Genomic DNA, 21,199 nt, shown 5'->3' with positions numbered 1-21,199 from the left:
CTCTCGCGTCCTCAGGTCGCGAGAGCCCTCTTCCTCCGCGCGCTCAGCAGATCGTCAGCCCGCGCGGCAGATCCGACAGCGGCTCAATGCCGGTTTCGGTGACGATCACTGTTTCCGAGGCGCCGACGGTGAAGGCGCCATAGCTGCGCAGGGTCGCGGGCAGGTGAAAGACCATGCCCGGTTCCAGCAATCGGTCGACGCCCGAGAAGAGCGACAGGATCGCGCCCTCGCCCCAATCGGGGGCAAAGGCCGCACCGATGGAATAGCCGATCCGCTTGCGGAACGCAGCGGTATAGCCCGCATCGTCAATGACCGCCTGCGCCGCCTCATGGGCGGTCGCGCAGCTAACGCCCGGGCGCATACTCGACAGCGCGGCATCGAGCGCGCGCAGCGCGGTATCCATCATCCGCTGCGCCAGCGCGGGCGGCGGCCCGATCCAGACCGCGCGCATCAGCGCCGCGTGATAGCGGTCGTGGCTGGCCGCGAGCTCCAGAAACACCCCGTCGCCGGGCTCAAGCACCCGCCTGCGCCAAGTCGCATGGGGAATGCCAGAGCGCGGCCCCGAGGAAATCAACGGCTCCATCGCCATGGCTTCAGAGCCCGCCTCGACAGCGGCGAAAAGCATGGCAGCGGCAATGTCGTTTTCGCTCACCCCCGCCCGACAGGCGGCCAGAGCCGCGACCATCCCCGCCTCGGCATAGTGCGCCGCGCGCCGGATTGCGCCGAGCTCGGCGGGCGATTTGACCGCGCGCAGCCCCTCGACCAGTCCCGACCCGTCGCTGAGCCGCAGGCCGGAAAGGCCCGCCTCAATCCGGCCATAAAGCGCGGGGCTGACGAACCAGCCCTCGCGCTCCAGCGCAAGCTCGCGCAGCCCCAGATCCGCGATCAGAGCGATCAGAACTGCGACCGGATCCTGCCCGTCCTGCCAGGTCTCGATCCGCTTGAGCCAGCACGAGGCGCGCGCCCCGGTCAGTTCGAGCTGGCGCACCAAAAGCACTGGCTCGCCCGATTGCGGCACGATCAGCGCCTGAAAGGCGAAATAACCCGCCGTCTGCCGCCCGGTCGCCCAGAAGATATTCTCGGGGCCGGTGAGAAGCAAAGCCTCGGCCCCATTTGCGCGCAAAGCCTGTTGAATGCGGCTCAGACGGCCCGCGAATTCCGCAGCCGGAAACACCGCCTGACTTCCGATAAAATCCGGCGGAAATTCCAGCTCAGAGGTGGCCGGATCGGGCGCGCGGGAGGGCAGATTCATGATTACCTCTGAGCTTTGGGTCAGCGCGCCAGCCAGCCAAGGAAGCGAGCGCGAACGTTTTCGAAATGGGCGGCCATGGCGGCAGAGGCAGCCTCGGGCGCGCGGGCGGCGATGGCCTCGATCACCGCAAGATGTTCGCGCGCCTGATCGGCGAAACAATCATGGGTGCGGGTGATCGTGCAGCGCCGCGCAATCGCGCGCTGCTCGGCAAGGATCGCGGGCAGGATCGAGAGCCGCGCCGCATGGGCGACCGCCATATGGAAGCGGTCATCCTCGGCCCAGAACTCATCGAAAGCCGCATCGCGGCCCTCGACATAATCGGCCATGACCTGCCGCACCGCTTCGAGCTCGGGCGTCATCCCGTAACCCGCCGCGCGCGCCGCCGCCGCAGCTTCGAGGTTCTGGCGCAGCTGCACGATCTCCATCAGCTGCTCGACCGAGACCGCGCGAACCAACAACACGCCATTGCCCAGCCGGCTGATGACCGCCTCACGTTCGAGCCGCGAGAGTGCCGAGCGCAAGGGCGTGCGCGAAATTCCCAAAGCCTCGGCGAGCTCGCGTTCGGACAGCGCGGTTTCCGGCGTAATCCGCCCCTCGAGGATGTCTTGCTTGATGCGGCGATAGGCCGATTGCGCGAGGGTTTCGGTGGTCATGCGCGCGTCTCTTGCAAGAGGGCCGCGTGGACCGCCTCGACCGCGCGGGCCAGATCCTCGATATCCATCGCCTCCTCCGGGCAATGGCTGCCGTTCCAATTGCGCACAAAGACCATCACGCTCTCCCATCCCGCCGCAGCAAAGGCCGCCGCATCATGCCCGCCCCCCGACAACATCAGCCGGGGCGCGTCGCCCTGCAATGTCGCGCCGGTGCGGACAAAGTCCACCATCGCCTCGGAAAGACGCGCAGGCTGGCTGCGGCTTTGGATGCCGAGGGCAAAGCGGATCCCCGGCGTCGCGGTCTCGATCACCGCGATCTCGGCCAGCAGGCGCGCATTGGCCAGATCGAGCACCCCGGCGTCAGACGAGCGCAGATCAAGGCAGAAATCGAGACGCCCGGCGACTTTGGCCATGGCATGGGCCGGACCCGCCGCATCGACGCGCCCGAAGGTCACGGTCAGATCATGGCCCTCGTCAAGCATCGCGCTCCAGACGCGGTCCATGGCGACAACCAGCTGGGCAAAGGCCACGACCGCATCGGCGCGGCCTTCCCGTGGGGCGGCGCCGGAATGGGCCCAGCTTCCCAGCACCTGCGCGGCGCGGTAGCGCAGACCGCCGCGAATTGCGGTGACGATGCCATAAGGCTCGCCCGCCTCATCCAGGATCGGTCCTTGCTCGATGTGGAACTCGAGAAACCGTGCGGGCGCGGGCGGCTGAAGACCGATGACCTCCTCAGGATCGAAGCCTTGAGCGCGCATATGCTGGGCGAGGCTTTGCCCGGTATCGACGCGACAGGCCTGCAATTCCTCGGCCGAGAGCAGGCCAAGCCCCGCGCGCGAGCCCGCATAAGACACCGGAAACCACACGCTTTCCTCGGCCCGCGTCACGACCAGCACCAGATCGGCATGAGGGGTCATCCCCTGCGCGCGCAAGGTCGCCGCCACCGCAAGCGCGCCCGCGACACCGGCCTGCCCGTCATAGGCACCGCCCTCGGCGACGGTGTCGAGATGCGAGCCCATGTAAAGCGGTGGCGCCGCAGGATCGCGCCCCGCCATGCGCGCAAAGAGGTTTCCGGCCGCATCGCGATGGACCGCCATGCCTAAAGCCAGCGCCTCGGCCTCGATCATCGTATGGGCGGCGCTTTCGAGATCGCTATACGAGGGACGCGTCCAGCCCGGCCCGCCCGCCGACAGTGTGTTCACCTGCGCAATGACCCGCGCGAGAACCTCGCGGATGACATCCGAGGGCGCGGTCATGGCCGCACCTCGGGGTTCAGCGCGGTCTCGGGCATGCCTCCGGCGAGCGCAGTGATGACATGGCCCGCCGCCGCCTCGGCGACCCGGCGCAAGGCATCTTCGGTCGTCGCGCCGAGATGGGGGGTGAAGATGACATTCGCGTGCCGCACCAGCGGTCCCTGCGGCGCGGCCTCGCTATAGACATCAAGCCCCGCGCCTGCGAGGCGGCCCTCGGCCAAGGCACGGTCAAGCGCCGCCTCATCGACCAGACCGGCCCGCGCGACATTGACCAAGATTGCGCCGGGCTTGACCTGCGCCAAGGCCTCGGCGCCGATCAGATTGCGGGTCTCGTCGCGCATTGGCGTGTGCAGCGAAATAAGATCCGCCTCGGCCAGCCCCTCCGCAAGCGAGACCCGCGCATAGCCGCCGGTTTCGGGCGCGCGCGGTGAATGGACCAGAATGCGCATCCCGAAGGCCTGATCGAGCATCCGCCCGAGATCGCGCCCGATCGCGCCCCAGCCGACAATCAGCGCGGTCTTGCCCGAGAGCTCGGTGAAACGAGCGGACTCGCGAAAACCCGGCGCCCCGGCCCGGGTGCTGCGGTCGGCGGCGGGAATGCCGCGCGCAACCGCAAGCGCCAGCCCCAGCGCCAGCTCGGCGACAGAGCGGGCATTGACCCCGGGCGTGTTTGCGACCAGCACGCGCTTGGCCGCCGCAGCCGCCTTGTCGACGCTATCATGTCCGGTGCCGTGAATGACCACGATCTGCAACCGGTCCGCGGCGGCAAAAGCCTCGGCCTTGAGCCCGGCGTCGCGGGTGATCACCGCATCGCAGCCCGGCAGCAAGGCCGCGACCGTCGCCATATCGGGCGTGGGCGCGAGCCGCGGCTCGATGCCGTTGCGGCGCAGCAGGTCGAGCCCGGCGGAATGGATCGGCTGAACGATGAGGCAGGTCTTCATGGCTGTTCCGGTTGGTTCTGGATCTCTGCGAGCCGCGCGAGAATGGCGTCGCGCGCATGGGTGAGGTGGCGGGTCATCGCATCAGCCGCCAGCGCACCGTCCCCGCTGCGCACCGCGGCGATAATCTCGAGATGCTCGTCGCAGCCCTTGAGAAAGCGGTCGGGCACCTGCGTATGATCGAAGACACAGGTGCGGTGGCGCAGCGCGGCCAAGGCACCCTGGATGGTGCGGTTTCCGCCCGCCAAGGCCAGCAGATCATGCAGGCTGTTGTCGGCCTCGCGTTGGGCATCGGCAAGATCGGCACCGGTGTCTTGGGCCATCAGATCGCGGATCCGGCGCTCGACCGCGTCGAGGCCGGGGGGCGGCGCCTTGGCCGCAGCTTGCGCGCAGCCCGGTTCAAGCGCGAGGCGCAGAAAGAAGATCTCTTCGATCTCGCTGGCGCCGATCCGGCTCACCCGGATGAAGCGGCCCGAGGTTTCAGCCAATCCCTCGCTTTCGATGCGCTTGATCGCCTCACGCACCGGGGTGCGCGACATGCCCAGCATCTCGCCGAGCGGGGCCTCTTGCAACGCGTCGCCGGGCTTGAGCGCGCCCTCAAGGATCATGCCGATGATCCGGCGATGGGCCTCTTGGCTGAGGTTCGGAGCAGTGGTCATGGCAGGATCCTTGGCTGCGGCTCGACGGGACGGACGATTTCTTCGGGGGCATAGATCCCGCCGACGAGATCGCAAGATAGCAGATAGCTCGAACTCATCACGCCCTCGGGTTTCACCCGGAGATCGGCCAGGAGGCTGGCCTGCGCATCCGAATGGGCAATCCAGATCTCTTCGGCCTCGTCCCGGCTGACGGCGAGAATGCGAAAGCGCGTGCCGATGGCCATCTGCGCCAGACGCGGCAAATCGCTCTGGATCACGGTGGCAATCTTCGGATAGCCGCCGGTGGTCTGGCTTTCCGCCATCAGGACCATGGGCTGGCCCGAGGGCGGCACCTGGATCGAGCCGGGCACGGTCGCATCCGAGACAATATCATGCCCGTGCGCGGCCGGCAGATCCGGACCGATCAGCACCATGGCCATGCGATCACATTGCGGGCTGACCTGCCAGTCCTGCTCGAGAAGCCGCGCGAGGACTTCGGGGGCGAAGCTGTCGTCTTGCGGGCCAAGCACCACCCGGATCGGTCCAGCCGCCGGGGTCTGGGCCCGGTCAAGGCGCAGGCAGCGGCCGGGGCTGTCGTCTTGCGCCAGAGGCAGCTCGTCCCCCGCGATCAGCGCCCGTCCTGAGAGCCCGCCAAGCCCGCTGCGCAAATGCGTCGCCTGCGAGCCCATGACCGGCTTGAGGCCAATCCCGCCCGAGACCGCGAGATAGCCCCACATCGCGCCGCGCAAGGCGCCAAGACGCAGGGTCTCGCCCGGGCGCAGACGGTGGCTTTCGCCAAAGGCGCGGGGGACGCCGTCGATCGTGATCGCGCAATCGGCGGCCCCATCGCCCGCCATGACGGCGAAGCGCAGCGGCGCGTCAGAGGTGAAGCTGCCGCCGAACCCCGCGAATTCCAGCGCCGCCGCCTCGGCCCCATTGCCGCAAAGCGCATTGGCCAAGGCCAAGGCGGGCGGGTCCATCGGCCCGGCATTCGACACGCCAAAACCGCGATATCCCCGCCGCCCCCGGTCCTGAACCGTGAGCATCGGCCCCGCTGCAACCACGGTCAGCGTCATGGCTGCACCTCGGGTCGAATGATCTGCTCGCCCGCCCGGTCCCGCGCAGCAAGGCTTTCGCCCGTCGCTGCGTCGATCGGCGCGAAACGCAGCCTGTCTCCGGCGCGCAGCAAAAAGGGCTCGGCGCGTGTCGGATCGAAGACGCGCACCGGCGTCCAGCCAATGAAGCGCCAGCCCGAGGGGCCCGCCACCGAATTCACGCTCGCCTGCTGCCCGCCAATGCCGATGCCGCCTGCGGGCACATATTGGCGCGGCTTGGCCAGACGCGGCGTGTGCAGCGCTTTGTCGAGCCCGCCGAGATAGGCAAAGCCCGGCGCAAAGCCGACCATGAAGACCCGGTAATCCGCCGCCGCATGGAGCTGGATCACTTGCTGGACGGTCATCTGTTTCATGCGCGCCATCTCGTCGAGATCCTGGCCGACCGCGCCGCCATAGACCACGGGAATAGACCAGCGCCGCCCTACCCCCTCGCCCTCCGGCAGATCGTCAAGCATCCCGCGCAAGAGCGTCTCCAGCGCCACGCCGCGAATCAGGCGAGGCTCATAGCGCAACAACAGCGAGCGATAGGTCGGCACGATCTCGGTAATGCCGGGCACGGCCGCGCGCTCGACCGCCGTGGCCAGTGCGATGATCTGGGCATTCACCGCGGCGTCAATTTCGGCCCCAAGCTCAACGACCAAAGCCCCGTCTGCGGCAGGCAGAAACCGCGGCGCAGCGCCTGCGCATGGCTGATCTTCACGAGAGCCCAAGATCTCTTTCATCACCGAACGGCCCTACCCTTTTTCCGGCAGCAGATTTGAAGCGGTAAATTTGAATTGATATTTCAGTATACCACCGGTATTCTAGTATCTGGAAGGCGGCTCGCTTGTCAATCCAAAGGCGGAGCCGCTGCAAATTTACCAAGGGAATCGCAGGCGCATGGCCAGAACCCTCGACCTCAATTGCGATATGGGAGAAAGTTTCGGCGCCTGGGTCATGGGCGACGATGCGGCGATGCTGGATCTGGTCAGCAGCGCCAATATCGCCTGTGGCTTTCATGCGGGCGATCCCAGCGTGATGCGCCGGACCATCCGCATGGCGCGCGACAAGGGCGTCTCTGTCGGCGCGCATCCCTCGTTTGCCGATCTTTACGGTTTTGGCCGTCGCCGGATCTCGGGCGAAAACCCGGACGATCTGGAGGCCCAGCTGATTTATCAAATCGTGGCCATGCGAGGCATGTGCGCGGTCGAGGGTCACGCCATGACCCATGTGAAGACCCATGGCGCTTTGGGCAATATGGCGGCGGTCGATCCGGATCTTGCCGCGCTGTGTGTCGGCGCGGTCAAGGCGGTCGATCCCGGGCTCATCTATGTCTCGCTGCCCTATTCCGAGACCATGCTCGCCGCCGAGCGGATCGGCCTGCGCACCGCCTGCGAGATCTATGCCGACCGCAGCTATACCGACGGCGGCGAGTTGACCCCGCGCAGCCAGCCCGGCGCGGTGATCCACGACCCGAACCAAAGCCTCGACCAAGTGCTGGAAATGGTGGTGAACGGCCATATTCCGACCACCGGCGGCAAGCGCCTTCCAGTCGATCCCGCCACGCTTTGCGTTCATGGCGACACCCCCGGCGCGGTCGAGATCCTGCGCAAACTGCGCCAATCCCTGATCGAAAACGGCGTCGAGATCGCGCCTTTCGCCAAACCCTGAGGAACAGAATGGCCCGGATATTCTATGTAAATGGCGACTGGCTGCCCGAGTCCGAGGCCAAGGTCTCGGTGCTCGACCGCGGCTTTCTGATGGCCGATGCGATCTATGAAGTGACCTGCGTGCTCGACGGCAAGCTCGTCGAATATGCCAACCATGCTGCGCGCCTGCAGCGTTCGGCGCGCGAGCTTGGCCTGCGCATTCCGCTGGATGAGGCCGGGCTGCTCGCCGTTCACCGCGAAATCACCGCGCGCAACCAGCTTGATCAGGGCATGATCTATCTGCAACTGACCCGAGGCGTCGCCGACCGCGACTTCGCCTATCCGCCCGAGGAGACGCCGCCGACGCTGGTTCTGTTCACGCAAGCCAAAAATGTGCTGGAAAATCACGCAGCCGAGGTCGGGATCTCGGTGGCGCTGCTGCCGGATCTGCGCTGGGGCCGGCGCGACATCAAGACAATCCAACTGCTCTATCCCTCGATGGCCAAGATGGAGGCGAAATCACGCGGCGCCGATGACGCCTGGCTGGTCGAGGACGGCCATGTCACCGAGGCTTGCGCGGCGAGTGCCCATATCGTCAGCGCCGAGGGGGCATTGGTGACGCGCGATCTCTCCCATGCGTTGCTACCCGGCATCACCCGCGCCTCGGTGCTGGAGCTCGCCGCCGCGCGCGGCATCCGCATCGAAGAGCGCGCCTTTACCCCGGACGAGGCCAAATCCGCGCGGGAAGCCTTCATCACCTCGGCCACGAATTTCGTCGTGCCGGTCACGCGGATCGACGGGGTCCAGATCGGCGACGGCCGCCCCGGCGATCTGACGCGGGATCTGCGCAAGCTCTATATCGACACCCGCCGCGCGGCGGCAGTGTGAGCGCCGAGATGACCGCGCCCTCCGACCGGATCGCCACAGCGGCGCCCGTCCAGATCCTGCCCGCCCGCCATGGTCGGGCGGTCCATCTGCGTCAGGGCCAAGTATTGTCGATCATCAATCTTGCTGGCACGCAGGTCGTCGATCTCTGGGCGCTCTCGGCGGTCGATCCGCTGGAATATGGCGCGATGGAGCACACACGGTCGCGCAACAGCAGCATTTTCGTCGAATGCGGTATGGCGGTTTTCAGCAATCGCCGCCGGGCGATGCTGACCCTGATCGAAGACAGCTCGCCGGGTCGCCATGACACCCAGCTTTGCCCGTGCAGCTGCGAGCTTTACCGCGAATTGACGCCCGAGCCTCACCGCAGCTGCACCGACAACTTTCACGAGGCGCTGGCCTCGGTTGGGCTGGCGCTGCCCTTCGCGCCCGCCTCGCTCAACCTCTTCATGAATGTGCCGGTGGCCGAGGACGGCAGCCTGCGACGCCTGCCGCCCGAGAGCCGCCCGGGCGATACCGTCACCCTGCGCGCCGAGATGGATGTCACCGTCATCCTCTCGGCCTGCCCTCAGGACATCACCCCGATCAATGGCGGCGATCAAACGCCGCGCGACATCGGTTTCACCCTAGATGACGCCCGCCTGTCGGGCCCCCAACCAACAGGAACGCGCGATGACTGATCCCCGGGATCCGCCACTTCTGAGCCTGCGCAACATCCGCAAGAGCTTCGGAGCCTTCGAGGTGCTCAAAGGCATCGACCTCGATGTCAACTCGGGCGAGGTCGTGTCGATCATCGGCGCGAGCGGCTCGGGCAAGAGCACCTTCCTGCGCTCGATCAATGCGATTGAGCCGGCGAATGGCGGCACGATGCGCTTCGAGAAATTCGACTTCGATTTCACGCCGCGCGCGCCGAACCATCCGACCGCACGCCAGCTGCAAGAGCTGCGCTCGCGCATTGGCATGGTCTTTCAAAGCTATAATCTCTGGCCGCATATGACGGTGCTGGAAAATGTTACCCATGCGCCGATGAAGATCCTCGGGCGCTCGAAGGCCGAAGCGGTCGAGATCGCCGAGGCGCTTCTTAACCGCATCGGCCTTTATGAGAAGCGCAACAGCTATCCGCTGCGCCTTTCGGGCGGGCAGCAGCAGCGCGTGGCGATTGCCCGCGCCCTGGCGATGAAGCCGCGCCTGATGCTTTTTGACGAGGTCACCTCTGCGCTTGACCCCGAGCTTGTGCATGAGGTTCTGACGCTCATGGCCTCGCTTGCGGCGGATGGCATGACCATGCTTCTGGTCACGCATGAGATCTCTTTTGCGCGCGATGTGTCCTCGCGGGTGCTGTTCTTCGATCAGGGCGTGATCGCCGAGGATGGCGCACCGCGCGCGGTCTTGCAAAACCCGACCAGCCCGAGGCTGCGCCAATTCCTTCACCGCATCCTGCACGATGAAGTCAGGGTCGAGGCCGCAGGCACGGGAGTTCTGCAATGACATTCTGGAGCGATGTTGCCGCCTATGGCCCGGGGTTCCTGGAGGCCGCCTGGCTCGTCTTGTGGCTCACCGTCCTGACGATCGTGCTCAGCTGGATCTGTGGCCTTGCCGCGGCATTGGCGCAGCGGTCCGATCTGGCCGTGGTCCGGGCTGTGGCCGCCTTCTATATCTGGTTCATCCGCGGCACCCCGGCCCTGATCCAGATCTTCATCATCTATTTCGGGATGCCGCAGCTTGGCATCCGGCTTTCGCCCTTCGCGGCGGGCGTGATCGCTTTGGGCGTCAACAGTGGCGCCTACGTCGCCGAGATCGTGCGCTCGGGCTTGTCGGCAATCCCGCGCGGTCAGACCGAATCCGCGCTTGCCATGGGTTTCAGCCCGGCAGAGACCATGCGCACCGTCATCCTGCCGCAGGTCTTCCGCATCATCTTGCCGCCGATCACCAATGAGGCGATCTCGGTGCTGAAGAACACCTCGCTCCTGTCGACGATCACCGTGGTCGAGCTGACGCTTTACGCGCAGACCCTGATCTCGGCGACCTTCAGACCCTTTGATTTCTACATCGCGGTCGCGGTCATCTATCTGGTCCTGACCTCGATCCTGACCCAGCTCGCGGCTTGGCTTGAGCGTCGCTACAGCAGGTTGAGCTGACGGCCATCCGTTCTGGAAAAGACCCAATGACGGCACTTCCGACCGGGCGGCACTCTATCCCGGCAACAACAATCAACAGGGAAAATCCAATGAAACTTCGCAATCTCGCCATGGCGCTGACCCTTGCGCTGCTGCCGCTTTCGGGTGCGGCGCAGGCCGACGACGCGCTGGAACTGCTGGTCCCCGGAGAGCTCAGTGTCGCGACCGAGGGCACCTATCCGCCTTTCTCCATGCGCGCGCCGAGCGGTCAGCTCGACGGGCTTGAAATCCGGGTCATGCAGGAAATCGCCCGCAGGCTGGATCTTCAATACAAGCCGGTTCTCGTGAAATGGGAATCGGTGCTGATCGGTCTTGAAGCCGATCAATATGACATCATCAGCGATGCCATGGACATCACGCCCGAGCGTCAGAAGAAGGTCACCTTCGCCGATGGCTGGCTGGAATCGGGCGGCCGGATCGTCGTGCGCGACGATTCCGACATCACCAAGCCCGCCGATGTCGCGGGCCATAGCGTGGGCGCGCTGGTTGCCTCGAACTGGTCGACCCTCGCCGAAGGGCTGGGCGCCAAGGTCAAGACCTACAAGGCCGAATCCGATGCGATGCAGGATCTGGCCAATGGCAATGTCGATGCGATCATCACCGATTCCATCGCCGCCGCCTATGCGATCAAGACCTCGCGCCTGCCGCTGAAGCTGGTGGAAGAGCCGGTCAGCACGATCCAGAAAGGCTTTGCCATCAAGAAGGGCAAGCCCCATCTGGTCGCCGCCATCAACAAGGCTTTGGCCGAGATGATCGCGGATGGCACCTATGCCAAGCTGACGACCGATCTGATCGGCGTCGATCCCGCGCCCAAGGATCCGATCCGCACCCTGCCGCAATAAGGCCGGACCTGCCGGCGGGACCTCCTCCCGTCGGCGCCTCTCCCCAACTCGCCACAGGACCCGACTGATGCTGCGTCATTTCCCGTTAGAAGAATACCATCTCCGCTGGTCGCGGGTGCAAGAGCTCATGCAGGCGCGCGGCTTTGAGACCGCCGTGATCTTCGGCCGTGGCGGCGGCACCACCGACAATTGTGGCGATATCCTCTATCTCACCAACCATTATCCGGTCAGCGGCGGCACGGATTCGCTGATCTGGTCGGCGCGCTCGTTTTCGGGGCTGATCCTTCAGCGCGGCCACGAGCCCGAGCTGCATATCGACGAACCCGAACCACGCCCGGATCTGCTCGCGCTCGAGAATGTGGTCTGCGACAACCACCCCTTTCTCAGCCTCGCCCGCACCCTGAACCAGCGCGGCATCACCGGGCCGGTCGCCTTTTGCGGCAGCCAGTTTGTGCCGGTGAAATATTACCGCCAGCTGATCGAGGCCACGCCCGCCATCACCTGGGTCGATTGCGACGATCTCGTCCGCCGCATTCGTGCGATCAAATCCCCGCGCGAGCTCGACTGCTACCGGATCGCGGGCGCCTCGGCCACCGAGGCCACGGATGTGCTGATGCGCGGGCTGATCTCGGGGATGTCAGAGCGCGAGGCCGCAGGCGAGGCCGCCCGTGTCGTCGTGCGCAACGGCGGGCGCATTCAGGCTATCGGAGCCAATCACGGCGCGACGATGGATGTCGATTATCGCTTCCCACTGACCGGCTCATCAGCCGATACCCCGGCCCCCGGTGACATGGTGCGCGGCACGGTCCACGCGGCCTTTTATCAGGGCTATTACCTCGACCCCGGCCGCACCGCTGTGCGCGGCCATGCCAACCCCGAGCAACGCCGCCTGATCACGGCGACCGCCGAGATCGTGCAGCACCTCTCGGCAATGATGCGTCCGGGCACCCGGCTTCTCGATGTCGCGGCCGAGGGCGATCGCATGACAGCCGCCTTCGGCGGCGATGTCTCGGCCATCATGAAAAACTTCCCCTTCTTCGGGCATGGCATCGGGCTCTCCTTCGAGCAGCCGCGCATCTCGACCAGCATGTCCCTGCCCGAGGATATCGTGGAAGAGAATATGGTGTTCGGGGTCGAGGCCTTTCTGGCCCTCGACGGCATCGGGTCGGCCTTCGTCGAGGACATCATCATCATCGGCAAGGACGCAAACGAACTGCTGACCCGCTCGCCCTACGAATATTGAGGTAAGCGGCGGATCTGAACCGCCCCGCCGCGTCGCCGTTTTGACGCAAGCTGCGGGGGATCTTAGAGCGCGATCTGCGGGGCAAGCACCTTGCGGATCGCCTGCCCGTCGCGTCCCGGCGGCGTGCCGAAGAGGCGGCGATATTCGCGGCTGAACTGCGACGGACTTTCATAGCCGATGGAATAACCGATCCGGGCGACATCGGCGCTGTCGGAAAGCAGCAGCCGACGCGCCTCCTGCAGCCGCAGCTGCTTTTGATACTGCACCGGCGTCATCGCCGTCACCGCCTTGAAATGGCGGTGAAACGTCGCCGGGCTCATCCCTGCGAGATCGGCAAGCCTGCCCACGTTCAGCTGCTCGGTAAAGCTGTCCCGAATGCAGGCAATCGCCCGGCTGATCCGCGCCATATGGCTGCCCGTGAGCCCGATCTGGCGCAAAGCCGCCCCCATCGGGCCGTGCAGCAGCAGCCAGGTGATCTCGCGCCGGATCAGAGGCGCAAGGATCGCAATGTCGCGGGGCCGGTCGAGAAGCGCGAGCAGACGGCAGAGCGGATCAGCGAGCTCTGGCCCGAAATCATGCACGGTCAGCGCCGCAGCTGGCGGGGCATCCGCCGCATCTTCCATCTCCAAGAGGAGATCAGAGATCGTCGCGGGATCGAGCGCGAGGCTGAAAGCCAGATAGGGCCGCTCGGGCGTCGCCCGGGTGATCTCGGCGCGGATCGGTACCTCCATCGAGGCGATCAGGCATTTTCCCGCATCATAGCGATAGGCGCGCTCGCCGAGCATACTGGTCTTGGCGCCCTGCGCCACCACGCAGAACGAGGGGCGGTAGACGCCATGGATCGGGCTGGTCGGCGCGGAAACCTCGGTCAAAAGCAGCCCGTCGATCGGCGTTTCGCGGCCATGCGCACGCCATTGGCGCGCAATCAAGTGTCGCAGCGGGGCAAGATGGTTGTTTTCCATAGATGGCACTCTAGGCCGCTGTGACGCAGGACGCATCTCGAAATCCGCGCAGATGAGAGGATCGTGCAAGGATTTGCGAGGATCAGCGTCGCGGGATCCGGCAGGGCCGCCCTATCTTTGTCTCACCCCGGCGGCACTCGGCCCCGGCGTGACCTCCGACAAGAAGGAATATCCCATGCGTTACCGCACTCTTGGCCCGAGCGGCCTTCTGGTTTCCGAACTCTGCCTCGGCACGATGACCTTTGGCGGCTCGGGGGGCATGTGGGGCCAGATCGGCCAGCTGCAACAAGACGAGGCCGATGCTCTGGTCAAGGCCGCTGTCGATGCGGGCATTAATTTCATCGACACCGCCAATGTCTATGCGGGCGGCGAGAGCGAGCGCATTCTCGGTCAATCCATCCGCAACCTTGGCATTCCGCGCGATGATCTGGTGATCGCGACTAAGGTCCTCGGCGTCATGGGCGAGGGTCCGAATGCGCGCGGCGCCTCGCGCGCCCATATCATGGCCGAGGCCAAGGCGAGCCTTGCGCGGCTGCAGATGGATCACATCGACCTCTATCAGATCCACGGCTTCGACCCGCTGACCCCGATCACCGAAACGCTCGAGGCGCTCGATACGCTCGTGCGGCAGGGCCATGTCCGCTACATCGGCCTGTCGAATTGGGCGGCCTGGCAGATCGTCAAGGCGGTTGGCATTGCCGAGGCGAGGAAGCTCGCGCCGATCCTGTCCTTGCAGGCCTATTACACGCTGGTCGGGCGCGATCTTGAGCGCGAGATCGTGCCGATGCTGCAATCCGAAGGCATTGGGCTGATGGTCTGGAGCCCGCTCGCCGGCGGCTTCCTGTCCGGCAAATACAGCGACGGCACCAGCTCGAACGAAGGCCGCCGCGCGAGCTTCGATTTCCCGCCAGTCGATCTGGAGCGCGGCGATGCCGCGATTGCCGTGATGCGCGAGATCGCGGCAGCCAAGGGCTGCACCGTGGCGCAGGTCGCTTTGGCCTGGCTGCTGCATCAGCCGGTGGTGACCAGCGTCATCGTCGGCGCCAAGCGGATCGACCAGTTGCAAGACAATATCCGCTCGACCGAAGTGACGCTCGACGCCGAGGATCTGGCCGCGCTCGACGCCGTGACCCGGCTGCCTGCGGAATATCCGGGCTGGATGCTCGAGCGCCAATCGCAATATCGCGCCTCCCATCTGCCGCAAAAAGGCTGACGCCCCTGCCGCGTCCCGCCCGATAAGCAGGCGGGGCGCGGCAGTCTTCAACCTTCGGGAAGCGACCCCGAGACGCCCCATTGGTCTTGAAACACAGCAGATCCGAGGGCGCGTCGCCTGTCCCAACCGCGCGCCTCGAGCTCGGGGCGATCGAAGAGGTCGCGCACCTTGCCCAGACACAGATAGGCAACCGGCGTGACATGATCGGGCAGGCCAAGGATGCGGCGCAGGTCGCTTTGGTGCAGGATGCTGACCCAGCCGACGCCGACCCCTTCGGCGCGCGCCGCAAGCCAGAGGTTCTGCACCGCGCAAACCGTCGAATAAAGATCCGTGTCATTGTCATGCGTGCGCCCCAGAACCACCGGGCCGCCGCGCCTGCGATCACAGGTCACGCAGATATTGAGCGGCGCTTCAAGAATGCCCTGCAACTTCAGCTTGCCATATTGCGCCTGACGCGGGCCCTCGAACAAGGCCTGCGCCTCGGCATTGGCGCGCTCGAATGCGGCACGGATCGCGGCGCGAACGCCTTTGTCCCGGATGAGAATGAAATTCCATGGCTGCGACAATCCGACCGAGGGCGCGGCATGGGCGGCGGCCAGAATCCGGGTCAGCACGCTGTCGCTGATCGCGTCCGGCAGGAACTCGCTGCGGACATCGCGCCGCTCATGGATGGCGCGGTAAACCGCGTCGCGTTCGGCCTCGGAGAATTCTCCGGCCGGTTTCAAAGCTTCTGGTCGCATGACATATCCCCTGCCTGACAGACCTGCAGCGCCGCCGCCGTCCGTGCGGAGACGCCCGTTTCGTCTGGCCGGTCTTCTGACTTGGCTTCGCTCCGCAGCGGCGCCTTCCCGGTTTGCACCAGTGGCCTTGCCGCCCAGTCCACCTCACAGCGTTGGGCACGTCACGGATTTCAACCGTGTTCCCGATTATCCACGTTGGTTTGCAACGGGCACCAGACGCGCGGCAGCTAATCTCAATTGCGCCCAAGGTGCAATGCTCCAGACTGTTTCGACCTTCTTCGGAACTTCGTCGTCCAGCATGATCACCTCCTTTTCTCGGGTGATCGCCGCATCACTAAGCCATTCATCTATTAAAACCTATGGTCTTTACACCGCTTACGCGACGACTGCCGCCCCGCGGGGCCGGTGTTTCTGGATCGGTTTCCATGACATGCGCCTTCGGATCGGGCGGGCCGTGGCCTGCCGCTCTGTTCGGGCCCTATTTATCTACTCGCTCCATATCCGGGATAAAGATGGCGGATCTGCGCAACAGATGGGACGAATTGGACCCGATGCTCGATCACTTTGGCGATGTGCTGGCCTTCGTTCGCCTGGCCGATACCGCAAGCTTCACTCAAGCCGCCGAAAAGCTCGACCTGACCCGCTCGGCGGTAGGCAAATGCATCACGCGGTTGGAAACGACCGTTGCCACAAGGCTGATCCGCCGCACCACGCGCAGCATCACCCTCACCGAAGAGGGGCGGCTTTTCGAGGGTCACGCCCTGCGCATCCTGTGCGAGGTGGATGATGCCGAGGTGACTTTGGCCGAGCGCAATCAAAGCCCGAAAGGCTGCCTGATCCCGGTCTTGCAAGAGCTCACGCGCGAGGAGGCGCCGATCTGCGCCGTCTATCCGATCCGCCGCCATGTCTCGTCCAAGGTGCGGCGCTTCATTGCGATGATCCCCGAGGCATGGCCCGGCCAAGCGCCATGGGACGCAGATGGCCATGCGCCAGCGACCGGCGCGATTGGCCTGATGGCTCAAGCTTAAATAGCCACTTCACACCCAAAGCGACAAATCGTTGAGATTAATTCAACCTTGGGTAACATTCATAGACTTCACAGTGGCTTAGGTCGGACATAGACTGCCTCGAAGTGACGATTCGAGTGAGGACTTGACCCCATGACCGTAAGGATTCCGCAATCTCAGGCATTTCGCTGCACTCGGGAAAACGGGGCGTCGAAATGGCCGGAACGCGGCAGCGAGGTCCGTCGCGGCGACATCATTCTCCCGAAGCTTCGTCCGAGCTTCAAGATCAAGCCCGACCAGCCGGTGTTCACCATCGGGTCCTGCTTTGCGCGAAACATCGAAAGCGCGCTGAAAAACCGTGGCTATTCGGTTCCGGCCTTCGAATACCGCCTTCCGAAGGAAGAGCTCTACGGCGTCACCCAGCAGCAATCGGGTTTTCTGAACAAATACACGCCGCAATCCATGTTGCAGGAAATTGCCTTTGCCTTTGGGGATACCGACGGCTCGGAATATCTGATCGAGGTTCAAGGCGGGTGGATCGACGGCCAATGTCACTCGAACAAGCCGGTGTCGCTGGAGCGCGCATTGGCGCGGCGGCAAGAGGTGCGCGATCTCTACCGGACCGCGATCAAGGACGCCGGACTTGTGATCATCACATTCGGCTTGATCGAGGCATGGTGGGACCGCGCGAACCAGAATTACCTCAACGCCACGCCCTATCCGTCGATGATCAGTGCCCATCAGGAGCGGTTTGATTTCGAGATCCTCGATCCGATCGACGCGATCAATTGCGCAACGAAAACCGTCGAGCTGATCCGCGAACATGGCGGCGCGGACACCAATATCATGGTGACCGTCTCTCCCATTCCGCTTCAGCGCACCTTTGCCCCCGATGACGTGCTGACGGCAAATTGCTATTCGAAATCCGTGCTGCGCGTTGCGGCCGAAGCGGTGGTCAATAAATTCGACCGTGCGGACTATTACCCAAGCTACGAAAGCATCTCCGTCTCGGATCCCGACGCCACTTGGGAAGATGACATGGTCCATGTCAAACTCGGGGCCGTGAAGGAAAACGTCGAGCGCATGATCGACATCTATTCGGCTTAGGCTGCGCGGGCAAAACGGCGCGGTGATCTTGGATCTCGCGCCGTCCGGCAGCCGATTTCGCGCACCCTTGGCGAAGCGCGATGTCCCTGCGCCGGATCCTTGACGAAGTCTGCCGTCATCTTGTCTATTTCATCCAGAGCTCATCGCAGACGATCCTAGCTGAGAGACCCTGATGAAATCACTCCTCGCCCTTCCTGCCCTCCTGATCCTCGCAGCCTGCGGCGAGCCTCAACCCCAAATGACAGCCCTTGACCATGATCGCGAGGATTGCGCCCGCTTGGAGGGGCGGTTGGAGGTGCAGCCGGACGAGGTCTATTGCCATCTCCCGAATGGCGAAGTCCTCGATGAGGTGGATCTCATTCTGGAGTAGCGGCCCCAGACCGCGCCGCGATGCCCTCGATCAAAGCGGCGAAAGCACCAGAACCTGCGGCGCCACGGCGCGCATCGTTTGCAATGGGCGGCGGCGACACTGGAACGGCCCCCGGGGCCTCGCCCGAGACATGCGGCGGTCGCTCGCCCAGAGCCCGCCAAACGCCAGATCTATGCGCTTGGCATCTGGCCGCCTCCGGCTTGATCCTGCAAGATAGCCGCAAGCGGTGCCGCACCGTGGTCCCGAGATCTAACCCCCGGTGAGTTCTGATGATCAAGATCACCCTGCACGCCCTTGCTCTGCTCCTCTTTGGACTGGGAGCCGCTGCGCAAGCCCAGGCTCAGGCACTAGATCTTCCCCCGCATCAATCGCTGGAAACCCGCCATATCTGCGCGACGCAACCGATCTACAAGGCGCCCGCCGGGGCGCCGTCGCGGGAGCTGGCGGCGGGCGAGACGGTGGTCTTGCGCGATGTGACCTTCGGGCCGGATGGCGCGGCATGGTTCAGCTTGGATTATGCGACCGGCAAAGGCCGTGAGCGGGCTTTGGGGTATCTGCCGATCAATCAGGTCCGGCATTTCTGCCCCCCCGGCGCGTCGCACCCCAACGGCGCGCCGATCCAGAGCTACCTTGCGCCGCCCAACACCTGCCATCTCGTCGCGGGCTATGCGGAGAGCCTGCAGGGGCTGGCCGATCTGCGCGCGTCGCTTCCGGGGTTTGCGCCCTCGGCTTCAGCCTATCGGCTGCGCGCGGGCGGCTATGCGCTGGTTTTGGGCCTTCTCAGCACCGGGGCGAGCGAGCGGGCCCTTCGCCTCTCGGACCAGTTGCCGAAAGGGAGCGCCTGTGTTTCGGGGGCCGATTTCAGCGAGGTGCTGGTGCCTGCGGGCGCGGGCTTTGCCCCGGCAGATCACGCGGGCGTGCCGGATGCTGCCGCCTTGCTGGCCGAAGCCCGACAGGCAAGCAAGGCCGACGGGATGAAACAGGCCTGCGATCTGGGCCTCGGCGCGGCCTGCACGGAATTTGCCAAGACGATCTATGACGCGCCGGACGGGGAGGGTCGCGGACCGGCGGTGGTCACCCGCTATGCCCTTCTGGGTTGCATGGCCGAGGATCTCGAGGGCTGCAAACTCGCGATCAACCGGCAGGACAATACGCTCGAACTGGCGCGGGAGCAGGTGCTTTCCGGCCATGCACCGGCACGCGATCAGGTGACGACCGAGCTTGCCAAACAGCTCTGCGATGCGCGGGATCCGGTCGGCTGCATCCTGCAGGCGCGAGGCACCGCACCGGATCGCAGCCCCACGCTGGTCGAGGCCGCCTCGAATTTTGCCGCCAACCTGACCGCCTGTCAGCAAGGCATCGGCTGGATCTGCGAGAGCTTGCAAGACGGGTTCGCCGCTGTCACCTCGGCGCGGGACGACGGCCCAACACCGGATGAGCGCTTTGCTGTGGCCGGGATCGAGGCCGGGATCTGCACCCAAGGTCCGCTCGCCCCCAATCAGCGCAGCTGCGCGCCCGCCTATTACCTTTACCGCGATTTCCTGACCTACGGCGACCCAAAGTCTCGGGGGGCAACGCGCATCGCGCAGGCGAGCGCGTTTCTGACCAGCGGTTGTGCGGCGGGCGATCCGGAAGCTTGCGCCACCCTGTCCAAACTGCCAGCGTTTTGGCCCGTCGCCGAGCGGCAGGCCGCAGCCGCCCGCGCCATTGCGCTTTGTGACGGACAAGAGAACAAGGACAGCATCTGCGAAAGCCTTGGCGCGGCGCTTGATCCGTCTGTGGCCGAGGCGCGTCCGGCCCTGCGCGCAAGATATGACGCGATGGCGCAATCCTGTCGAGCGCCCGAGGGCGGCTCTTATCAGGATTGCATTCAGGCCCTGCATCTCTATGCCGATCTCAAGGCACCGGATGGTCTGGACACGGTCGAGGCCATGCTGAAAGAGGCCTGCTCCCCTGCCAATCTCAAGGGCTGCGGGGCGCTGGCTCAGATCTATGGCCCAGACAATCTGGAAACCCAAGCCACATCCATTCCCGCCCGCAACGACACTGATGCCTATCTCTCCGCGCTCCGCATGGGATGCCCCACCGGGCGCGACGCGGCGGAGGACGGCAATACCTGCGCCCGGCTTGCGGATGCGGTGGCAGGCTCGGGAGACCCTGAAGCGGCGCTTCAAGTCCGGGCTCAGGCCTGCGAGGCGCTGATCTCGAGCGGGACCACCGAGGACGGATGGGCCTGCTATGATGCGGCGAAACTGGCGCTCTCCCAAGAGCAGCGCTTGCCCGAGGCCCTGCGTTGGGCGGAGTTCGCCTGCGACGGGGCAGATGCTTCGGTCGCCCCCTACGGCTGCAAGCTCGCCGGAAATATCCTCTCCGCCGGATTGGGTCAGCCCGCCGATCCTGCCCGCGCGCTCGCCGCCTATCAGCGCGGCTGCTTCCATCACCGCGTCCACACGACCGATGGCGAAGCCTGTCTGAATTATGGCCGGATGCTGATCGACACCGTCCGACGCGGCGAGGAACCCGCCGAGCCTCTGGCCTTCGCCCATCGCGAAGATGGCGAGGAGCCGACCCCGCCGCTGATCCTCTCCGAAGCCTCGCGTGCCTTTGACATGGGCTGCATGGACAAGATCGCGCAAGCCTGCACGGCGAATAAACAGCTCTTGGAGGACTGGAGCACCGGCGATCTGCCCTTTGACCCTGCAACCTGTCAGGTCCGCACCGCGACCGGAGAGATCACCTCCGAGAAACCCTGCCGCAGCTTCATCTTCTATCAGGCCGCGCCGGACATGCAGGAGGCGCGCGAGCAGATCGGGCTCAATGTCTATGTCTGGCCGGACGGCGATCGCAGCGTGACCTACCTCCGGGACGGAATCTGGCGGCTGAACGAGGTCAGGACGGATAATCCGGTTAGCGACGCGCAGAGCCGCTGCTGGCTGAACCCGATCTCGACCCGCCGTTTCTGCGTCACGATGGGCGGAAACTGAGACAGTCGCCGGGCCGCAGGCGGTCAACTCCGCCAAGGGCAAAGCGGCCGGATTCCCGAAGCGGCCGCCCCTCCCGGACCTCGTAAATGCTCGTCCTCAGGGCAGACCACGGGACCAGGCGGTCATGCACACATCTCGTTGCTTGGGTGGGCTGACGAGGTCCGCGGTATCTGCTTCCAGCGCTGCATCCAT

At 65.1% G+C, this 21,199-nt stretch carries 21 protein-coding genes and 1 riboswitch; of the genes, 12 read left to right on the top strand and 9 right to left on the bottom strand.

Going from position 1 to position 21,199, the window contains the following annotated elements; all coding sequences use genetic code 11:
- Positions 1–43 precede the first annotated feature (43 nt).
- The 7 genes from JCM7686_RS07160 to pxpB are packed head-to-tail and all read right to left on the bottom strand — an operon-like array spanning position 44 to position 6,571.
- On the bottom strand, positions 44–1,252 hold the full coding sequence (locus JCM7686_RS07160) for a M24 family metallopeptidase (protein WP_020950183.1): 1,209 nt from the start codon (positions 1,250–1,252) through the stop codon (positions 44–46).
- 20 nt (positions 1,253–1,272) lie between these two features.
- Positions 1,273–1,905 (bottom strand): GntR family transcriptional regulator, encoded by a 633-nt coding sequence (locus tag JCM7686_RS07155; protein WP_020950182.1) that lies wholly within the window; start codon positions 1,903–1,905, stop codon positions 1,273–1,275.
- Complete coding sequence (locus JCM7686_RS07150; RefSeq protein ID WP_020950181.1) at positions 1,902–3,161, bottom strand: hydantoinase/carbamoylase family amidase; 1,260 nt, start codon at positions 3,159–3,161, stop codon at positions 1,902–1,904. Before JCM7686_RS07150 ends, JCM7686_RS07155 begins: the two co-directional genes overlap by 4 nt.
- Positions 3,158–4,099 (bottom strand): NAD(P)-dependent oxidoreductase, encoded by a 942-nt coding sequence (locus JCM7686_RS07145; RefSeq protein ID WP_020950180.1) that lies wholly within the window; start codon positions 4,097–4,099, stop codon positions 3,158–3,160. The genes JCM7686_RS07150 and JCM7686_RS07145 overlap by 4 nt, the downstream gene beginning before the upstream one ends.
- Positions 4,096–4,755, bottom strand: a complete 660-nt coding sequence (locus tag JCM7686_RS07140; protein ID WP_020950179.1) for a GntR family transcriptional regulator — start codon at positions 4,753–4,755, stop codon at positions 4,096–4,098. The genes JCM7686_RS07145 and JCM7686_RS07140 overlap by 4 nt, the downstream gene beginning before the upstream one ends.
- Positions 4,752–5,810, bottom strand: a complete 1,059-nt coding sequence (locus JCM7686_RS07135; RefSeq protein WP_020950178.1) for a 5-oxoprolinase subunit C family protein — start codon at positions 5,808–5,810, stop codon at positions 4,752–4,754. The genes JCM7686_RS07140 and JCM7686_RS07135 overlap by 4 nt, the downstream gene beginning before the upstream one ends.
- Positions 5,807–6,571, bottom strand: a complete 765-nt coding sequence (gene pxpB / locus JCM7686_RS07130; protein WP_020950177.1) for a 5-oxoprolinase subunit PxpB — start codon at positions 6,569–6,571, stop codon at positions 5,807–5,809. Before pxpB ends, JCM7686_RS07135 begins: the two co-directional genes overlap by 4 nt.
- Before the next feature lie 157 nt (positions 6,572–6,728).
- On the opposite strand from pxpB, the gene JCM7686_RS07125 reads away from it, so the two are divergent.
- From JCM7686_RS07125 to JCM7686_RS07095, 7 genes are all read left to right on the top strand, one after another.
- Positions 6,729–7,499: a LamB/YcsF family protein gene (locus tag JCM7686_RS07125; protein WP_020950176.1), complete on the top strand. Its 771-nt coding sequence runs from the start codon at positions 6,729–6,731 to the stop codon at positions 7,497–7,499.
- Between the two features lie 8 nt (positions 7,500–7,507).
- Entirely contained in the window at positions 7,508–8,365 is an 858-nt protein-coding gene (locus JCM7686_RS07120; protein ID WP_020950175.1) for a D-amino-acid transaminase, read from the top strand.
- 8 nt (positions 8,366–8,373) lie between these two features.
- Complete coding sequence (locus JCM7686_RS07115) at positions 8,374–9,042, top strand: DUF1989 domain-containing protein (protein ID WP_020950174.1); 669 nt, start codon at positions 8,374–8,376, stop codon at positions 9,040–9,042.
- Positions 9,035–9,850 carry an amino acid ABC transporter ATP-binding protein gene (locus JCM7686_RS07110; protein WP_020950173.1) on the top strand — a complete coding sequence of 272 codons (816 nt, stop codon included), beginning with the start codon at positions 9,035–9,037 and terminating at the stop codon, positions 9,848–9,850. Before JCM7686_RS07115 ends, JCM7686_RS07110 begins: the two co-directional genes overlap by 8 nt.
- Positions 9,847–10,500: an amino acid ABC transporter permease gene (locus JCM7686_RS07105; RefSeq protein ID WP_020950172.1), complete on the top strand. Its 654-nt coding sequence runs from the start codon at positions 9,847–9,849 to the stop codon at positions 10,498–10,500. The genes JCM7686_RS07110 and JCM7686_RS07105 overlap by 4 nt, the downstream gene beginning before the upstream one ends.
- 89 nt (positions 10,501–10,589) lie before the next feature.
- Positions 10,590–11,381 carry a transporter substrate-binding domain-containing protein gene (locus tag JCM7686_RS07100; protein ID WP_020950171.1) on the top strand — a complete coding sequence of 264 codons (792 nt, stop codon included), beginning with the start codon at positions 10,590–10,592 and terminating at the stop codon, positions 11,379–11,381.
- Positions 11,382–11,448: 67 nt separating this feature from the next.
- Complete coding sequence (locus JCM7686_RS07095) at positions 11,449–12,624, top strand: M24 family metallopeptidase (RefSeq protein WP_020950170.1); 1,176 nt, start codon at positions 11,449–11,451, stop codon at positions 12,622–12,624.
- Between the two features lie 62 nt (positions 12,625–12,686).
- Here JCM7686_RS07095 and JCM7686_RS07090 read toward each other — a convergent pair whose 3' ends face one another.
- Positions 12,687–13,586, bottom strand: a complete 900-nt coding sequence (locus tag JCM7686_RS07090) for an AraC family transcriptional regulator (protein WP_041527200.1) — start codon at positions 13,584–13,586, stop codon at positions 12,687–12,689.
- Between the two features lie 175 nt (positions 13,587–13,761).
- Between JCM7686_RS07090 and JCM7686_RS07085 the strand changes: the two genes are divergently transcribed.
- Complete coding sequence (locus JCM7686_RS07085) at positions 13,762–14,799, top strand: aldo/keto reductase (RefSeq protein WP_041527199.1); 1,038 nt, start codon at positions 13,762–13,764, stop codon at positions 14,797–14,799.
- 47 nt (positions 14,800–14,846) lie between these two features.
- Here the strand turns inward: JCM7686_RS07085 and bluB are convergent, their stop codons facing one another.
- On the bottom strand, positions 14,847–15,539 hold the full coding sequence (gene bluB, locus JCM7686_RS07080) for a 5,6-dimethylbenzimidazole synthase (RefSeq protein ID WP_020950167.1): 693 nt from the start codon (positions 15,537–15,539) through the stop codon (positions 14,847–14,849).
- Between the two features lie 49 nt (positions 15,540–15,588).
- Positions 15,589–15,771: riboswitch (cobalamin riboswitch) on the bottom strand.
- Between the two features lie 280 nt (positions 15,772–16,051).
- Here bluB and JCM7686_RS23910 point away from each other — a divergent pair.
- From JCM7686_RS23910 to JCM7686_RS07060, 4 genes are all read left to right on the top strand, one after another.
- On the top strand, positions 16,052–16,567 hold the full coding sequence (locus JCM7686_RS23910) for a LysR family transcriptional regulator (RefSeq protein ID WP_020950166.1): 516 nt from the start codon (positions 16,052–16,054) through the stop codon (positions 16,565–16,567).
- Positions 16,568–16,699: 132 nt separating this feature from the next.
- A complete protein-coding gene (locus tag JCM7686_RS07070) occupies positions 16,700–17,653 on the top strand; it encodes a GSCFA domain-containing protein (protein WP_020950165.1) in 954 nt (317 codons plus the stop codon).
- 172 nt (positions 17,654–17,825) lie between these two features.
- A complete protein-coding gene (locus JCM7686_RS07065; RefSeq protein WP_020950164.1) occupies positions 17,826–18,023 on the top strand; it encodes a hypothetical protein in 198 nt (65 codons plus the stop codon).
- 269 nt (positions 18,024–18,292) lie between these two features.
- On the top strand, positions 18,293–21,007 hold the full coding sequence (locus JCM7686_RS07060) for a sel1 repeat family protein (protein WP_020950163.1): 2,715 nt from the start codon (positions 18,293–18,295) through the stop codon (positions 21,005–21,007).
- Positions 21,008–21,199: the final 192 nt, after the last annotated feature.

Source organism: Paracoccus aminophilus JCM 7686, from assembly GCF_000444995.1.
GTDB lineage: Bacteria > Pseudomonadota > Alphaproteobacteria > Rhodobacterales > Rhodobacteraceae > Paracoccus > Paracoccus aminophilus.
The sequence above is the reverse complement of the archived record's forward strand: the minus strand, read 5'-3'. Positions and strand labels throughout refer to the sequence as shown.

Coding starts and splice junctions, on each gene's coding strand:
- JCM7686_RS07160 (WP_020950183.1), bottom strand. CDS start 1,252: ATGAATCTGCCCTCCCGCGCGCCCGATCCGGCCACCTCTGAGCTGGAA.
- JCM7686_RS07155 (WP_020950182.1), bottom strand. CDS start 1,905: ATGACCACCGAAACCCTCGCGCAATCGGCCTATCGCCGCATCAAGCAA.
- JCM7686_RS07150 (WP_020950181.1), bottom strand. CDS start 3,161: ATGACCGCGCCCTCGGATGTCATCCGCGAGGTTCTCGCGCGGGTCATT.
- JCM7686_RS07145 (WP_020950180.1), bottom strand. CDS start 4,099: ATGAAGACCTGCCTCATCGTTCAGCCGATCCATTCCGCCGGGCTCGAC.
- JCM7686_RS07140 (WP_020950179.1), bottom strand. CDS start 4,755: ATGACCACTGCTCCGAACCTCAGCCAAGAGGCCCATCGCCGGATCATC.
- JCM7686_RS07135 (WP_020950178.1), bottom strand. CDS start 5,810: ATGACGCTGACCGTGGTTGCAGCGGGGCCGATGCTCACGGTTCAGGAC.
- pxpB (WP_020950177.1), bottom strand. CDS start 6,571: ATGAAAGAGATCTTGGGCTCTCGTGAAGATCAGCCATGCGCAGGCGCT.
- JCM7686_RS07125 (WP_020950176.1), top strand. CDS start 6,729: ATGGCCAGAACCCTCGACCTCAATTGCGATATGGGAGAAAGTTTCGGC.
- JCM7686_RS07120 (WP_020950175.1), top strand. CDS start 7,508: ATGGCCCGGATATTCTATGTAAATGGCGACTGGCTGCCCGAGTCCGAG.
- JCM7686_RS07115 (WP_020950174.1), top strand. CDS start 8,374: ATGACCGCGCCCTCCGACCGGATCGCCACAGCGGCGCCCGTCCAGATC.
- JCM7686_RS07110 (WP_020950173.1), top strand. CDS start 9,035: ATGACTGATCCCCGGGATCCGCCACTTCTGAGCCTGCGCAACATCCGC.
- JCM7686_RS07105 (WP_020950172.1), top strand. CDS start 9,847: ATGACATTCTGGAGCGATGTTGCCGCCTATGGCCCGGGGTTCCTGGAG.
- JCM7686_RS07100 (WP_020950171.1), top strand. CDS start 10,590: ATGAAACTTCGCAATCTCGCCATGGCGCTGACCCTTGCGCTGCTGCCG.
- JCM7686_RS07095 (WP_020950170.1), top strand. CDS start 11,449: ATGCTGCGTCATTTCCCGTTAGAAGAATACCATCTCCGCTGGTCGCGG.
- JCM7686_RS07090 (WP_041527200.1), bottom strand. CDS start 13,586: ATGGAAAACAACCATCTTGCCCCGCTGCGACACTTGATTGCGCGCCAA.
- JCM7686_RS07085 (WP_041527199.1), top strand. CDS start 13,762: ATGCGTTACCGCACTCTTGGCCCGAGCGGCCTTCTGGTTTCCGAACTC.
- bluB (WP_020950167.1), bottom strand. CDS start 15,539: ATGCGACCAGAAGCTTTGAAACCGGCCGGAGAATTCTCCGAGGCCGAA.
- JCM7686_RS23910 (WP_020950166.1), top strand. CDS start 16,052: ATGGCGGATCTGCGCAACAGATGGGACGAATTGGACCCGATGCTCGAT.
- JCM7686_RS07070 (WP_020950165.1), top strand. CDS start 16,700: ATGACCGTAAGGATTCCGCAATCTCAGGCATTTCGCTGCACTCGGGAA.
- JCM7686_RS07065 (WP_020950164.1), top strand. CDS start 17,826: ATGAAATCACTCCTCGCCCTTCCTGCCCTCCTGATCCTCGCAGCCTGC.
- JCM7686_RS07060 (WP_020950163.1), top strand. CDS start 18,293: ATGATCAAGATCACCCTGCACGCCCTTGCTCTGCTCCTCTTTGGACTG.